The sequence below is a fragment of the Thiohalomonas denitrificans genome (assembly GCF_900102855.1).
GTDB lineage: Bacteria > Pseudomonadota > Gammaproteobacteria > Thiohalomonadales > Thiohalomonadaceae > Thiohalomonas > Thiohalomonas denitrificans.
In genome coordinates this window covers 74,090-90,356 of the sequence record NZ_FMWD01000004.1, presented here as the reverse complement: position 1 = coordinate 90,356, position 16,267 = coordinate 74,090, and the positions used below count along the sequence as shown (strand labels likewise).

8 protein-coding genes are annotated in these 16,267 nt (G+C 61.8%); 3 read left to right on the top strand and 5 right to left on the bottom strand.

The genetic code is table 11. From position 1 onward, the window contains the following. The first annotated feature begins 430 nt into the window (after window positions 1–430). The gene (corA, locus tag BLP65_RS07095; RefSeq protein ID WP_092994627.1) at window positions 431–1,510 is read left to right on the top strand and encodes a magnesium/cobalt transporter CorA; all 1,080 of its coding nucleotides are present in this window, start codon (window positions 431–433) and stop codon (window positions 1,508–1,510) included. On the opposite strand, the gene BLP65_RS07090 is transcribed toward corA, so the two are convergent. After that, on the bottom strand, window positions 1,504–3,195 hold the full coding sequence (locus BLP65_RS07090; protein WP_092994624.1) for a PAS domain-containing sensor histidine kinase: 1,692 nt from the start codon (window positions 3,193–3,195) through the stop codon (window positions 1,504–1,506). The two genes, corA and BLP65_RS07090, sit on opposite strands and share 7 nt — an antisense overlap. Window positions 3,196–3,239: 44 nt before the next feature. Further along, complete coding sequence (locus BLP65_RS07085) at window positions 3,240–6,488, bottom strand: chemotaxis protein CheB (RefSeq protein WP_175452480.1); 3,249 nt, start codon at window positions 6,486–6,488, stop codon at window positions 3,240–3,242. A 491-nt stretch (window positions 6,489–6,979) separates the two neighbouring features. Here BLP65_RS07085 and BLP65_RS07080 point away from each other — a divergent pair, with 491 nt between their 5' ends. Continuing rightward, complete coding sequence (locus BLP65_RS07080) at window positions 6,980–7,792, top strand: formate/nitrite transporter family protein (RefSeq protein WP_092994621.1); 813 nt, start codon at window positions 6,980–6,982, stop codon at window positions 7,790–7,792. A gap of 321 nt (window positions 7,793–8,113) precedes the next feature. Continuing rightward, window positions 8,114–9,538 carry a dihydrolipoyl dehydrogenase gene (locus BLP65_RS07075; protein ID WP_092994618.1) on the top strand — a complete coding sequence of 475 codons (1,425 nt, stop codon included), beginning with the start codon at window positions 8,114–8,116 and terminating at the stop codon, window positions 9,536–9,538. A gap of 216 nt (window positions 9,539–9,754) precedes the next feature. On the opposite strand, the gene BLP65_RS07070 is transcribed toward BLP65_RS07075, so the two are convergent. Genes BLP65_RS07070 through BLP65_RS07060 form a run of 3 tightly spaced genes read right to left on the bottom strand, consistent with a single transcriptional unit; the run spans window position 9,755 to window position 16,016 of the window. Further along, window positions 9,755–10,768 carry a dihydroorotate dehydrogenase-like protein gene (locus BLP65_RS07070; protein ID WP_092994615.1) on the bottom strand — a complete coding sequence of 338 codons (1,014 nt, stop codon included), beginning with the start codon at window positions 10,766–10,768 and terminating at the stop codon, window positions 9,755–9,757. An 18-nt stretch (window positions 10,769–10,786) separates the two neighbouring features. Beyond that, on the bottom strand, window positions 10,787–14,374 hold the full coding sequence (nifJ, locus tag BLP65_RS07065) for a pyruvate:ferredoxin (flavodoxin) oxidoreductase (protein WP_092994612.1): 3,588 nt from the start codon (window positions 14,372–14,374) through the stop codon (window positions 10,787–10,789). Continuing rightward, entirely contained in the window at window positions 14,346–16,016 is a 1,671-nt protein-coding gene (locus tag BLP65_RS07060; RefSeq protein ID WP_092994609.1) for an NAD(P)-binding protein, read from the bottom strand. Before BLP65_RS07060 ends, nifJ begins: the two co-directional genes overlap by 29 nt. Window positions 16,017–16,267 lie beyond the last annotated feature (251 nt).

Genomic DNA, 16,267 nt, shown 5'->3' with positions numbered 1-16,267 from the left:
CCTTCCTGTGCCGGCGCTGCGGCCTCGGAAGGCGCTATGCCTAGCCTCTCACCCGTGAAATGACCGCACCGAGTGCGGCGCGGCTTCCACAGGCGACCGCCACAAACAATCGTAGCCTGAGCTCCTGGCTCGTCAACGGTATCGACGCGGGTACGGACGGAGCCTTACCTACATATCGGGCGTGGGGGTATCTCGGGTCGACCTCAGTGAGCGATGGTTATGCCTGCTCAGATTCAGCCGGTCTGCTCGTAAGCTGAATACGTGGTCCGAAATGGTGTCTATCACTCCCCCTCTTCCTGAGGGAGACAGGACAACGCGGTGATACCATTTCGGAATATGTATTTAGCCGATACGCTTGCAGCCGTGCCAGATTGCAATCCGGCAGAGGCGCCGCTTCAATGGAACTATCCCCTATTTGACCGGCACCCCCATGAACCCAATTGGCAAACGCTATCACCCGCCCGGCACGCCGCCCGGGACCCTTATGCCCGCCGAGCCGGCTGCGAGCCTTCGCATCACCCTGGTCGACTATTCCGAAAGCACGTTTGAAGAGCGCGAGTTGAGTGATCCGGCCGAGGCCGACGCCTATCTGAGTAGCCCTACGACTACCTGGATCCATATTCAGGGCAACCCCGGCACAGAGCGCCTGCAGGCGTTCGGCGATCTCTTCGGGCTGCATCCGCTGGCGTTGGAGGACGTGATGAATGTGGGCCAGCGGCCGAAGGTGGACCGTTATGACGGGCAATTGTTTGCGGTGCTGGCCCGGCCATGGTTCGATGGCGATGATGTCGCGATCGAACAGGTTAGTATTTTCTACGGCAGAGGCTTCATCGTTTCGTTTGATACCGGCGACAACGACCCCTTCAAGCCGGTCAGGAGGCGATTGCAGCACAGTCGCGGCCGGATACGCACCCGGAGCGCCGACTACTTGCTCTACACGCTTTTCGACTTCGTCATTGATACCGGCTTTCCGCTACTTGACGACCTGGGTGATCGGGTTGATGAGTTGGAGAGTGATGTGCTGGAGCAGCCGAGAGCGGCGGCGGCGAGAGAGATCCATCGCCTGAGGCGACACTTGCTGCTGCTGCGCCGGATGCTCTGGCCCCAGAGAGAGGCGGTCAACAACCTGCTTCGTGATGGCGATGACATCATCCATGAAGAGACGCGCCCTTACATTCGCGATTGCTATGACCACACCATACAGATAATGGAGTTGATCGAGGTATATCGGGACATGGCCAGTTCGATATTGGAAGTGCATCTGTCGGCGGTTAACAACCGGCTCTCCGAGGTCATGCGGGTGCTCACGGTCATTGCCACCATCTTTATTCCCCTGACATTCATCGCCGGGGTTTATGGGATGAACTTTCATCATCCCGGAAGCCCGTGGGCTATGCCGGAGCTGTACTGGTACTACGGCTACCCGGTGGTGTTGCTGACCATGCTCTTCGTCGCGGGAGGGCTGCTGCTCTATTTTTGGCGCAAGGGCTGGCTCTCCCGGGTTCAGTGACTGTCGCAATTCCCTTGGTCGGAAATTCGACGCTGCACTACATCCTTCGGCCAGGTAAAGCGGAACGTGGCACCCCGGCCTGGCGCCGATTCCAAATGCAGGCTGCCGCCCTCGGTCTCAATGGTCTTCTTGACCACGGCCAGCCCGATGCCGGTACCCTGGACCCCGCTTTTGTCGGAGATCCGCTGAAACATTTCGAAGATACGCTCTTGGTCCTCGGGCGCTATGCCCGGCCCGTCGTCCGCTACGGCGAATTCATGAAAGTCGCCGATATCGCTGGACGATACCCGGACATGGCCATCGGGGCGGTCGTGGTACTTGATGGCGTTATCGATCAGGTTGGCGAACACCTGCTGCAAGGGGGCCCGTTCGGTGCGCAGGCATGGCATGTCCGGGGCAACCGACACGCGGAAGCCCTCGGGCACGTCCCGGGACTGAAGCACCTCCTGCACCAGGAGCGCGGTATCGACGTCGACGACGTCGCTATCGGCACGGCCGGCGCGGGCATAATCGAGCAGCCCGCTGACCAGCTCATTCATGCGCTGCACCCGCGTGCGCAATAGCTGCAACTGGCCGAGCCCCTCGGACGACAGCCGCGCCCCCTCATCCTCCTCAATGGCACTTGACAGCACATCGACTGCGCGTAGCGGCGCCTTGAGGTCGTGCGCCACCAGCGAGGCGAATTGCTGGAGCTTGTCGTTCTGTCGCCGCAGCTCCTTTTCGCGGCGGCGGGTCGCCTCCAGGAGCTTTCGCTCGGTCACCTCTTCGGATACCGCGATCACGCCTACGGCCCGTCCGCTCTCGTCGGTCATCGGGCTCCAATGCTCCACCCAGTGGCGCCGCACCCCGGGCTGTGCCGGCGTCTCGCTGCTGAGCTCCACGCCCAGCAGCGGCTTGCCGGTCGCCAACACCCGGCGCAGGCCGGGCGCCGCCTGCTTCGCCAGAGCCGGAACGACCTCGGCCAACCGCTTGCCCACGTGTTCGGCGACGGAAAGTCCGGTCATATCGGCCAGACACTCGTTGACCCGCAGGTAGCGCAGATCCTGATCGAGGACGGCGATGCCCACCGGCGCGCTGCGATAGATGGCGGCCAGCTCGGCGGCCTCGCGCCGGTAGCGCGCCTCGCTCTCGCGCAGGGCCGTACGCGACCGTGTCAGTTGCGAGACGTCGGTCAGGGCGCTGCGGCAGACGCACTCGGCGTCCGGCGAGTGCGCTGCGGCAACGCTCTCCAGGTGTACGTCGATGGGTTCGCCTCGGCGACCTTTGAGGGTGAATTCCAGGACGTGTCCCTGCCCGGAATCGCATACCGCCTGCAGATGGGTGACGAACGCCGTGCTCTGGCCCGGTGCCAGATAGCTGACAAACGCCTGGCCGATCACCCGCCGCCGCTCCTGGCCGAGCAGTTCAGCGGCCGTGAGGTTGAGGTTCAGCACCTGCCCGCGCGCGTTGAAGCTCAGATAGCCGACCGGGGCGAAGTCGTAGAGGTCGGCATAGCGGTCGCGGGAGGCCTCCAGTTCGTCATGGGCCTCGCGCAGCTCGCGATTCTGCATCTCCAGCTCGATCTGGTGGACCCGGAGGTTGTGGACCAGTTGCTGTACCTCGTCGGACTCATCCTGCAGGGTGGTCTGTAACGACGCCAGCCGCTCGGCCAACTGCTCGGCGCTCAAGCGGTCTATTGATTCCACGGGTGTCTTCCTCTTTGGTTAAATGGCCGCGTCCGCGCGCTGCATCAGCCCGCCACCGTGCGTTCGGTGGTGGTGATGGCCTGGGGTCGCCCTTCGTCATCCCGCAACAGCGATGCGGTCAATTCGACGGTGATGGTGCCGCCATTCCGCGTCCTCCGTTGGGTCGTGAATCGCTCGTTGGGTTCCCCGCGGCGCAGGCGCGTCAGTAACGCCTCGTCCTGCTCCCGTGCGGCCGGCGACAGCAGCCGGTCGATCCCCAGCCCCAACATCTCCTCTTCACGGTAACCGTACAGCCTTTCGGCCGCCCGGTTCCAGACGCGGATGCGGCCGTCGAGATCGCGCACGGTGATGGCGTCGTTGGCGTCGTGCACCACCGTCGCCAGCCGCTGGGCGCGCTCGAGATTGTGTTTGAGGTGAGTGATGTCCTGCTCGATGGAGACGATGGCGATGGGTGCCCCGTCGGGTCCGGGCAGGGGCGATGCGGTGATGCTGACCTCCAGCTCGTGGCCGTCGCGGGTCACCCGCCGGGCCCCGACCGAACGCAGAGTCTCGCCGGCGCGCAGCCGCGCCAGTAGCTCCTGCACCTGCCGCTGCTCCGGATGCGGCGCGAGGGCGCTCACGTTCATCCGCTGGGCCTCGGCCTGGGGATAGCCGTACAGCGCCTCGGCGCCCCGGTTCCACTCCAGGATGCGGCCGTCCAGGTCCAGCAGGCTGATGGCGTCGGCCGACTCGCGCACCATGGCGGCCAGCCGCAGGTCCTGGGCGTGCTCGGCGGAGAACTCGGCCAGATCGAGGAACACCAGCACGGCGCCTTCGATGGCACCTTCCTGGGACTTGTACGGCCGCATCCGCAGGGAGTACCAGCGCTCGCCGCGACCGCGGACCTCAATCGTGCGGCTGTCGCCGCTGTCGACCACGGCTTGCAGGTCGCGGTCCAGCTCCTTGATGTCGAGATTGGTGCGCAGGTGGCGCAGCGGCCGTCCCACGTCCGCATCGATGAGGTTGAGCAGCGGTCGGGCCATGGGTGTGAAGTGGCGCACCCGCAACTCCCCATCCAGCATGACCATGGGCAGTTCGACGCTGGCCAGGAGGTTGAGCAGGTCATCATTGGCGTGTTCGAGCTGGCCGTTGCGCACCAGCAACTCCTCGTTGACCGTGGCCAGCTCCTCGTTGGTGGATTGCAGCTCCTCCTTGGCGCTTTCCAGTTCTTCGTTGGTGCTCTGCAACTCCTCGTTGCTCGACAGCAGCTCCTCGTAGGCCGATTGCAGCGTCTCGCCCGTGTTGACCTGCTCGCTGATGATCGACTGCAGTTGCCCGCGGGTGGTTGACAGTTCCTGCTCCAGCGCGCGAACCAGGCTGCCGGCGGACTCCGGAGGCGGGCTTGCCGGCGCCATGCCCGCCTCCTGGAACACCACCAGGACATAGCCCGGCACGGCCGGTAGCGGGCGTACCGTGAGGTCGACATAGCGCTCCGCCTCCTGCGCGCGATAGCGGATGGCCTCCCGGGCGACCGGCTCGTTCGTATCCAGGACCTGGTGCACCGCCAGGTGCAGGGCCCCGGTCAGCTCCTGGCGGACCACCTTGAATAGCTGAGCGCTGGCGGCACCGTGGGCCGGCTCGATGTAGGGGCTGGTGCGCCCGCTGTAGCCGACCACCTCCATGTGGTCGTTGACAATCAGCGCAGGCGGACTGAATTCCGCGAGGATGTACTGCTCGGCCTCACGCACCACGTCCCGCGCCGGTGCGCCGATCGGGGCGGCCGTGCGGGTGATGGCTTCACCCGCACGGGTCTCCGGCCAGGAGGTGCCCGGGCGGGCGACCGGTCGCTGTGAGGACTTCCTTTCGTAGATCTTGGCCTTCTTGTCCATCAGGGTGAACAGGTCCGCCGCCTTGCCGATGCTCTCCGAGCTGCCCAGCAGCAGGAAACCGGCCGGCTTGAGCGCGTAGTGCAACGTCCCCAGCACCTTTTCCTGTAGCGCCGGTCCCAGGTAGATCAGCAGGTTGCGGCAGGAGACCAGGTCCATGCGCGAGAATGGCGGGTCGCGGTTGATGTCCTGCACGGCGAATACACACATGTCGCGGATCGGCTGGGCCACTTGGTAACCGTTGGTCGTCTTGACGAAGAAACGCTGCAACCGCTCCGCCGAGACGTCGGCCATGATGCTGTCGGGATAGAGGCCGGCGCGCGCACGCAGGATCGCCCGCTCGTCGATGTCGCTGCCGAAGACCTGCACCGTCTGCGCCGGCACCGGCGTGGAGGCGAGGTATTCGCTCAGGGCGATGGCGATGGAATAGGCCTCTTCACCCCCGGCGCAGCCCGGCACCCAGACCCGGATGGGGTCTTGGGCCGGCCGCCCCTCGATCAGACGCGGGAAGACCTGCCGCTGGAGCGCGTCGAACACCTCCGGGTCACGAAAAAAGGCGGTGACGCTGATCAGCAGCTCCTCGAACAGCGCCTGGAGTTCGCCCGGCGACTGTTGCAGATAGCGGATGTACTCCTCGACCGTCCTCAGCTTGTGCAGCAACATGCGCCGGGTGATGCGTCGCTCGATGGTATTGGGTTTGTAGCCGGTGAAGTCGTGGCCGCTCTGGTTGCGCAGCAGAAACAGCACCGTGCCCAGGTGGTCGCCCAGCCCCGGCCGATCCGCCGAGTCGACGCGCAACGGCTCGCCGGCGATGCGAGCTAGCTCCCGGGCGATGTCGGCGGGGGATAACACCTTGTCCGCCCCGGCCTCGGCGGCGCTTTGGGGCATGCTGGGGTGCTGGGCGCTCTCCTTGTTCTGGGCGAAGGTGATGCCGCTCTCGGCCTTGATCGCCGCGATCCCGCGCGCCCCGTCCGAGGCGCTGCCCGAGAGGATAACGCCGATGGCGCGCGGCCCCTGGTCCCGGGCGAGGGCGCACAGGAAATAGTCGATCGTCAGAAGCGCCCCGTGGTGGTCGAGCGCCGGGAGCACCTGCAACACGCCGTGGAGGATGCCAAGACTGGCGTTCGGCGGTATGACGTAGATGTGATTAGGCGCGGCCGGCACCGCGTTTTGTGCCTCCTCGACGGGCATGTCGGTGTGCCGGGCCAGCAGGTCCACCAGCATGCTCGGGTGGTCGGGCGCCAAGTGCTGGATCAGGACGAAGGCGAGTCCGGTATCGGGCGGTAGGGCGTCGAGCAGCGCCGTGGCCGCTTCCAGACCGCCCGCTGAGGCGCCGATGCCGACGATGGCTACGGCGTGCTCCTCGCTCGGCGATCCGTTTTCGCGCTCGCGGGCGGGGTGGTGGGCGTGCCTTTTGTCGGCGGGCATGGTGGTACGCTGCTCCTGGTAATCGTGTTGTTTGTCGGCGGCGAGCCCCGGGGATCGGTACGGCCCGTGGCACAGTGATACGACGCCGTGCCCCGCCACCGCTTCGACTGCGGGGCCGAATTCGAAACAGCGTGCCCTGGCGGATGCGGCGGGCGTCGTGACTACATTCGGTGGTTAGTCCCACCGATGTGGCGCGCGGGAAAACGTATAGTACCCACAGTTCGACCGTTGATCGAAAGTTTAGTGCTGTTAGAGGAAAAACTTGCGCGAGAATAATCGCACCAAAACAATACCGATTCACGGCTATTGCATCGATCAAGAGCATCTCCCTTCGGCCACTCCGTCTCCGCGCTCACTGCATTAACTCATATAAACAAGGAGTTGGAAATGTAAGACATCTCTGGCACGGATTCTGCTGTTCGCAACTACGTAGATACGAATCCGGAACCATTCCGAATGAGACTCTCGATCAACCGAACAGGGGAACTTCCATGGCTTATCTGATGCCTTCTGAATTCGTCACGAAAATGGTGGATGTTGGAGAATCCAAGGTCTTCATGTCCACCAGGGATACGCTGATCAGGGCGTATATGGCTGGTGCCATCCTCGCCCTGGCCGCTGCCTTCGCAGTCACGATTGCTGTCCAGACCGGTTCCCCGCTGGTGGGTGCGATTCTGTTCCCTGTCGGGTTTTGCATGTTGTATCTGATGGGCTTTGACCTGCTGACCGGGGTGTTCGTGTTGACTCCCCTAGCGTTACTGGATAAGCGGCCCGGGGTGACAGTGAATCGAATTTTGAGGAACTGGGGCCTCGTGTTCGTGGGAAATTTCGCGGGTGCAATAACAGTGGCGTTCATGATGGCAGCGGTTTTCACCTACGGTTTCGCCACTGATCCGGGAGCGGTAGGTCAAAAGATCGCGAATATCGGCGAAAGCCGGACCCTGGGCTACGAGCAATACGGGATGGCTGGGTGGCTGACGATTTTCCTGCGGGGCATGTTGTGCAACTGGATGGTATCCCTGGGTGTGGTCGGCGCAATGATCTCGACGACGGTCAGCGGCAAAGTCATTGCAATGTGGATGCCGATAATGCTCTTTTTCTTTATGGGGTTTGAACACTCGGTTGTGAACATGTTTCTGTTTCCATCTGCGATCATCATGGGCGGCGGGTTTTCCGTGGGGGACTACTTTCTCTGGAACGAGATTCCCACCGTGCTGGGTAACCTGGTCGGCGGGTTGGCGTTTACGGGGCTAACGTTGTACAGCACGCACGTACGGACCGCTCCTATGCGCTCTGCTGCCTGAGACTGGCTAAGCGAGCCCGGCCAGCTGGGCTCGCGTCCTTTCCCGAAGCTCGTCAATCAGAGGTTCGTGAAATTCGCACCAGCTCGCCGGACCGCCCGGGCCGTAAATCGGCTTTTTCTGGGTCTCACGACCGTAGCTCCCGCCTTTTCATTCTTCGGAGCAGGGCACGGGTCGCGTCTTTAACAAATAACTGCCCCTGGAAGCCTCGGAATCTGTCCTTGCTAGTCTTCTACTGGAGCCGTCTCGTGCAGTTCGCCGGGCGGCGAGCGGGATGACCCGTTCGGATCGAGTGCTTTGAACTCGCATCGAAAGGAGGGGGCGATGAGCCGTTCGGTGAAGCTGGTAATTATCGGTGCCGGAACTGCCGGTCTGACAGCGCTAAGTGAAGCACGGCGACATACCGATGATGTGGTCCTGATCAACGACGGCCCGTACGGTACGACCTGTGCGCGGGTTGGATGCATGCCTTCGAAAGCATTGCTGGAAGTGGCACATACCTACGCATCTCGTAAATTCCTGTCAGGCGCGGGGGTAGCGGGCACGGATCAGATGCAGGTCGACATACCCGCCGTGATGGAACATGTGCGCAGTCTGCGCGACCGCTTCACGGCAGGCCCCATCAAGCTCGCAGAATCGCTGGGGAAAGGAAGCATTCAGGGCCGCCCGCGGTTCCTTGAACCGACTATCCTGGAGGTCAACGGCGAGCGCATACGAACCGAAAAGACGATCATCGCCACGGGCACGCGGCCGATTGTGCCTGCCAAGTGGCAGGCCTTCGGTAACCGGGTTCTGACGTCCGATAGCATTTTCGAGAAGAAGACACTGGGTGGCAGAGGTGCGGTGGTCGGTCTCGGCCCGATCGGTGCCGAGCTGGGACAGGCATTCGCGCAGCTGGGTGTGACGATTTACGGGTTTGACAAGACGGAGCGAGTTGCTGCCATCACGGACCCGGCCGTCAACCAGGCCATGCTCCAGGCGCTACGCAAGGACATGGACATCGTTATTGGTGAGGTCGACCTCGAGAAGACAACCAACGGTGCCATACGGGTACTGGCTGACGGTGAAGCGATAGATGTGGACTGGGTTCTGGCTGCCATCGGCCGACGGCCAAACCTCGAAGGTCTGGATCTCGACGCGATCGGCGTCGCGCTGGACGAGCGTGGCGTGCCCGAGTATGACCCCTGCTCGCTACAGATCGGTAACCTGCCGATCTACATCGCAGGCGACGTCAGCGGTATGCGCCCGCTCATGCACGAGGCTGTAGACGAAGGCCGGATAGCGGCCTATCACGCGTTGACGGGGCACAAGGAACTGATCGGCAGGCGAACCCCTTTGGAAATCGTCTTCACTGAACCGAACGTGGCGAGCGCCGGCCTTCGCTACGCCGAGCTGGACTTGCAGCGGCACATCGTAGCGACAGCGGACTTTGGGCAGCAACCGCGGGCGCTCATGACCGCTCGTAATGAGGGAATCCTGCAGTTATACGTGGATAGCGAAGAGGGCTGTATCGTCGGTTCCGAAATGGCCACCCCGGACGCCGAGCATCTCGGCCATCTGCTCGCCTGGGCCATCCAGCAGCGCAGTACGGTCGATAAACTCCTGCAGATGCCGTTCTATCACCCGACGGTGGAGGAAGGTTTGCGACCGGCTCTGCAGGCCGCACGCAGACAACTGGGAGAGCGGCGTCGACAGCCGGATATCCCGCTCTGTCACGAGGCCGCCGACTGGGCCTTGGGAGGCGACTAAGACTAAAATAGCTTTCCGAAATGGTGTCATCACTCCCCCTCATTCCGACCTTCTCTCTGAAGGGAGAAGGGATCAAGTGGTGACCATCTCGGAACAGCTATTTAGGTGTTGATTTCGGGGGCCTGTTTCGGCCAAGGGCCGCCCAGATATTCAAAATGGGCTGCACCTCAGCTGCGGCGGCGCACGGCTCAACCGGAACGTTGCTTATTGCCCTTTTTACCTCCACGCCGAGAGCATTTCGCCTCTGAAACTCTGCAGTATTTTTATATAGTTGGCCCGCTCGAAAGCGCTGGGGTTCGCTACTTTGCCGTGGCTCATGTTTCCACGGAGCTGAGCCACGGAGGAGAACTCCCGGGCCTCCATCCAGTCCTTGAGTCCATCGACCATGGTTGCGGCGTAGGCCGGACCATGGCGTAGCAGAGCCGACGTGCTCATTACGACATCGGCACCCGCCAACAGATATTTGATCACTTCCTCCGCCCCCTCCACGCCGGTCGTGGTTCCCAGCGAGGCGTTCACCTTCCCGCACAGCAAAGCGGTCCAGAGCAGAGGCAGTCGTATCTCGCTGGCGGTGCTGAGATCCAGTATTGACGCGACCTCCAGATCCGTGATGTCGATATCCGGCTGGTAGAAGCGATTGAAAAGCACCAGCGCGTCGGCGCCCGCCTGATCCAGACGCAGAGCCAGATTACCCGTGGCACTGAAAAAGGGGCTTAGTTTGAGCGCGACCGGAATGCTCACGGCCGATTTAACCATGGCCAGAATGTCCAGGTAGTGCTGCTCGACCTCCAGGCTGCCGATGCCGAAATCGGCTTCGACTCGATAGATATTCAGCTCCAGCCCGTGGGCCCCGGCCTGTTCCATCTGTTTGGCGTACTCGATCCAGCCCTCGGTGGTGGCGCAGTTCATACTCGCGATCACCGGGACGTCGACCTGTTCGGTCGCACGCCGGATAAGCTCCAGGTACCGATCGGGGCCGACCTCATAGGTGCTTACTTCGGGGAAATAGTTCAAGGATTCGGGGTAGCTCTCGCTGCCCGCTTCCATTAACCGGGAAAAGGCTTCATTCTCCTCCCTGACCTGTTCTTCGAATATCGAGAACATGACCACGGCCGCCACGCCTCCGTCCTCCATCCGTCTGAATCCGTCCAGTGTTGCCGACAGCGGCGATGCCGAGGCGACGACGGGGTGCTTTAGCTGGAGTCCCATGTAGGTCGTGCTGAGGTCCATGGTCTTTCTCCTGATCAGTTATCGATTGACGCTGGCGTCCGGAATGAAGCGGCTGCCACTGCGGCTGGCCATCTCTTCGTAGGTTTCCCATTTCTGATTTACCGCCTCCTGGGCCAGTCTCATCAGGTGTTCGCTTTCCGCGGGATGGGTCCGGGCCAGCATGCTGTAACGCAGTTCGTTGAACGCATAATCCTTGAGGGGAATGCGGGGACGCGGCGAATCGAGCACCAGCGGATTATGATCCGACTGGCGCAGGGCGGGGTTGTAACGCATCAGTGGCCAGTAGCCGCTGGCCACGGCCAGTTCCTGCTGCTTCATGCCGTCTCGCAGGTTGAAGCCGTGTGCAATGCAGTGACTGTAAGCAAGCACCAGCGACGGTCCGGGATACGCTTCCGCCTCTCTCAGGGCCAGCAGCGTTTGCTGGGGGTTGGCACCCATTGCAATCCGGGCCACATAGACGTTGCCATAGGAGATCATCTGCAACGCGAGGCCCTTTTTCGCTACCGTCTTTCCCGATGCGGCGAATTTGGCGACCGCTCCCAACGGGGTCGCCTTGGACATCTGACCGCCAGTGTTGGAGTAGACCTCGGTGTCCAGCAGCAGCACGTTGACGTCTCTCCCGCTGGCCAGTACATGGTCAAGACCGCTTGATCCGATATCGTAACCCCAGCCGTCGCCCCCTACGAACCAGATGCTACGCCGTACCAGGTGATCGATTACCGAGAGCAGATCGCGGGCTTTTTCGCTGTCGATGGGTTCGAGCGCCACTCTCAATTCCGCCACCCGCATGCGCTGTTGGCGGATCTGCAACTCGGTACGCTGCTCGGCGGCGAGGATTTCATCGATCAGTTCGGATTGGATCTCCTCTTTGAACTCCTGCGCCAGCTGGGTTGCCAGCGCCAGGTGCTTGTCGGCGGTCAGGCGGAAGCCGAAGCCGAACTCGGCATTGTCTTCAAACAGTGAATTTGACCACGCCGGCCCGCGCCCCTCCGCATTCGTGGTCCACGGCGTGGTGGGAAGATTGCCCCCGTAAATGGATGAACAACCGGTGGCATTGGCGACCATCAGGCGATCGCCGAACAGCTGCGAGAGAAGACGAACATAGGGGGTTTCTCCGCAGCCGGTACAGGCGCCGGAAAACTCGAACAGCGGTTCCAGAAACTGCACTCCGCGCACGGTAGAGAACTCCACCCGCGATCGTTCGTTGACCGGTATGCGTTCAAAGAACTGGATGTTCTGCCGTTCCCGTTCGAGGATGGGCGCCTTGGGCCCCATATTGATCGCTTTGACCCCGCTTTGCTGCAGGCTCTTGGCGGGGCATGACTCCACGCAGATACCGCAACCGGTGCAATCCTCGACGTAGATCTGCAGTGTGAATCGCGTCTCGGGAAATCCACGGGCGTTGATCGGAGCCGATGGAAAGCCATCGGGTCCCCCTTCGAGCTGATCCTCGTTGTAGAACTTCGCGCGGATGACGCTATGGGGACAGACAAAACTGCAATTGCCGCACTGAATGCAGATTTCGGGCTCCCATACGGGGACGAAATCGGTGATGTTGCGTTTCTCCCAGCGAGTGGTACCGGAGGGATAGGTGCCGTCGATGGGCAGCATGGAAACCGGCAACCGATCCCCTTTTCCGGCCATCATCATTGCGGTTACCTTCTGCACGAATTCCGGCGCTTGTGGCGGTACCACGGGTGGCATCTCGATAGCGCTGGGGGGGTGGTCGGGAACCGTCACGTGGTAGAGCTGTTCAAGTGTGCGGTCCACCGCCAGGAAATTCTTCTCGACAATCTCTTCGCCTTTCTTGCCGTAGGTCTTTCGGACAGTGTCCTTTATCCGCGCGATAGCCTCATCCTGCGGCAATACACCGGAGATGGCGAAAAAGCAGGTTTGCATAATCGTATTGGTGCGACTGCCCATACCCGTCTCGCGGGCCACCCTCGACGCGTCGATGACGTAGAACGAAATGCCTTTGTCGATGATCTGCTGCTGGGCGTGACGCGGCAAATGGTCCCAGACCTCGTCGGGGCCGTAGGGACTGTTGAGCAGCAGTGTGGCGCCGGGCTGTGCGCCCTCCAGGACATCCATCTTCTCGATGAAGTTGAACTGGTGACAACCGATGAAGCTGGCAGATTGGATGAGATAGGGTGAATTGATCGGATTCGGTCCGAAGCGCAGGTGGGATACTGTGCGTGAGCCGGATTTTTTCGAGTCGTAGACGAAGTAGCCCTGGGCGAAAAGCGGCGTTGATTCACCGATGATCTTGATGCTGTTCTTGTTGGCACCGACGGTGCCGTCGGCGCCAAGCCCGAGGAAAATCGCGCGCACCACCTCGTCCGACTCGATGTTGAAAGCAGGGTCGTACTCGAGGCTGGTGTGGGTTACATCGTCCTGAATGCCGACGGTGAAAGGGTTCTTCTTTTGTGGCTTCTTGAGTTCATCCAGCACGGCCTTGGCCATGGCGGGAGTGAATTCCTTGGACGACAGACCGTAACGGCCGCCGATGACATCGGGCAGACTATCCATGGGAAGTCTGTTTTCGGCCCGAGCCTCCGCCAGGATCGTTACCACATCACTATACAGCGGCTCTCCGGTGGCGCCCGGGCTCTTGGTACGGTCGAGCACGGCAATGGCCTTGACTGTGGGCGGTAGCGCAGCGAGGAAGTGTTCGGCGGAGAACGGCAGACAGAGACGCACATGAATCACGCCGCACTTCTCTCCCGAGCGGCCCAGCACGGCGACGGTCTCGCGAATGGTGTGCGCTCCCGATCCCATGATGATCGCCACCCGCTCCGCTTCGGGATCCCCGTAATACTCGAACAGGCGGTAGGCCCTTCCGGTCAACTCGTGGAAGGCATCCATCTTCTCCTGGAGAATGGTGGGCAACCGGGCATAAAAGCGATTGACCGTTTCCCGTCCCTGAAAATAGACGTCGGGGTTCTGCGAGGTGCCACGTATGAATGGATGGTCCGGATTCAGCGCCCGGCTACGGTGGGCACGTACTGCGTTGTCGTCCATCATTGCGCGAATCTGTTCTTCGCTGATCAAGGTCAGCTTATTCACTTCGTGGGAGGTACGGAAACCATCAAAGAAGTGGACGAAAGGAATCCGCGATTCCAGCGTTGCCGCCTGGGCAATCAGCGCTGTATCGTGCGCCTCCTGTACCGAACCCGAGGCGAGCTGCGCGAAGCCGGTGCTGCGCACCGCGGCGACATCGGAGTGGTCGCCGAATATCGACAAGCCCTGAGCGGCCAGGGATCTTGCCGCCACATGAAATACGGTGGGGGTCAGCTCGCCGGCGATCTTGTACATATTCGGGATCATCAGGAGCAGACCCTGCGATGCGGTGAAGGTGGTGGTCAACGCACCGGTCTGCAGGGCCCCGTGTAGCGCCCCGGCGGCTCCACCCTCGCTCTGCATCTCGCTGACCAGGGGAATGTTGCCCCAGATATTGGTTTTGCCTTCGGATGCCCACTGATCGGCAAGTTCCGCCATGGTCGAGGAGGGCGTAATGGGATAGATGGCGCACACTTCATTGATGCGATAGGCGGTGTACGCAACCGCCTCGTTGCCCTCAAGCGTGGTGATCTTTTCCGGTTGCATCGGCAACTCCTGGTTCCGGGATCATTTCGATGGCGTGACAGGGGCAGTACTCGAAGCAGACGGCGCAGCCTGTGCAGCGATTGAAGTCGAACCGGTAGCGCTTGCCCGGGCCCAGTTTGATGATGGCGTCTTCGGGACATGCACCGTAACAACCGTCGCATTCGAAGCAGTTGCCACAGGAGAAGCAGCGCCTGGATTCATAGGCAGCTTCCGTTTCACTCAAGCCCTTGGCGATCTCCTCGAAGCCATAGGCGCGGCGCTCCGGATCGACAGAGGGCTGCTTCCGCTGTTCCGCATCCGTCAGGAAACCGAGATGCAGTCCGTCGAAACCGATGATGTCGTGTTTGAGTGGCTTGACGTACTGTTCACCCCGCAGGTACGCATCGATGTGCCGGGCAGCCTTTTTTCCATGACCGACCGCAGCCGTCACGGTGCGTTCGCTCGGTACCATATCGCCTCCGGCGAACAGGCCCGGATACCCGGTCATGAAGTTCGATCCGACCGCCACCGCGCCATCCGATCGGAACTCGATACCCGGAACACTCTGCAGGAACGCCGAGTCGGTTTTCTGGCCCAGTGCCAGGATCAGGGAATCGGCTTCGAGTGTTTCAATTTCCCCGGTAGGTTGGGGACGGCCCTCCTGATCCAGGGCCATGACCTCGACCTGGAGTCTGGTCTGGTCGATAGCCTTGATGGTTCGCAGCCAGTTGATCTTGACGCCCTCTTTTATCGCCTCCTCGACTTCAAAGGCGTGGGCGGGCATCTGCTCCGGGTTTCGGCGATAGACGATCAACGCCTCCTCGGCGCCGAGCCGTTTGGCAGTTCGCGCCGAATCCATTGCGGTGTTGCCGCCGCCGTAGATCGCAACACGTCGGCCCAGTTCGGGCGGCTGGCCGGTGGCGGTATCACGAAGAAAACTGACCGCATCGAGGATCTTGCCCGCATCTCTGGCGGGGATCTCCGTGCGCTTGCCGAGATGAGAGCCGATGGCAAGAAAAACCGCGTCGAACCCGCCGGTCTCCTTTTCTGCCAATACATCCTGCACTCTGCGGTTCAGCACCATCTTGACTCCCATGGCCTCGATGCGCTCAACCTCCTGCTCCAGCTCCTCCCGGGGCATACGATAAGCGGGGATTCCGAAGTGCATCATGCCGCCCGGCAGTGGTCCGGCCTCGTGGATCTCAACGGCGTGCCCGAGGCGGCTTAGGTGAAAGGCGGCGGAAAGGCCGCTGGGTCCGGCTCCCACCACCAGCACCCGTCGGCCCGTTGGAGGCGCGACCTTCTTAACTTGCCAGCCTTCGCGCAACGCGAGATCGCCGAGAAACCGTTCCACTGCGTGGATGTTGACGGTACTGTCCACCTCGTTCCGGTTGCAGTTGTCCTCGCAGGGGTGATAGCAGACACGGCCGTGGACGGAGGGCATCGGGTTGTCCTCCATCAGCACCTGCCACGCTTTCTCGTACGATCCCGCCTGGGCCAATGCCAGCCATCCCTGAATATTCTCACCGGCCGGACAGGCATTGTTGCAGGGCGGCAGCAGGTCCACATAAAGCGGGCGCTGCGTGCGAATGGGACCGGTCCCCCTGGCGTGTTGCGTCAGGTCCGGTGGGTGCATCAATTCATCGCGCTTTCTATCATTCATGGCGACCGCCGAAGAGTGGCAAGGTAGCTATGCTGGCTCGGCCATCCGTCAGTGGCCTCCAAGGAGTGCTGCTCCGGCATGGTGATATGCCTCCCGTCCTTGAGATTGGGGAAAATCGGCCCCCGCACCTTGAGGCGGGTGACTCAACGTCGAGAACTCTGCTGGAAAGATAGCAGCCGACGGGAAAAATCCTGCAGAGCGCACGGACGTTGGGCAGAACGAGGTGTTTCGTGGTTGAAGAATTCGGGCCG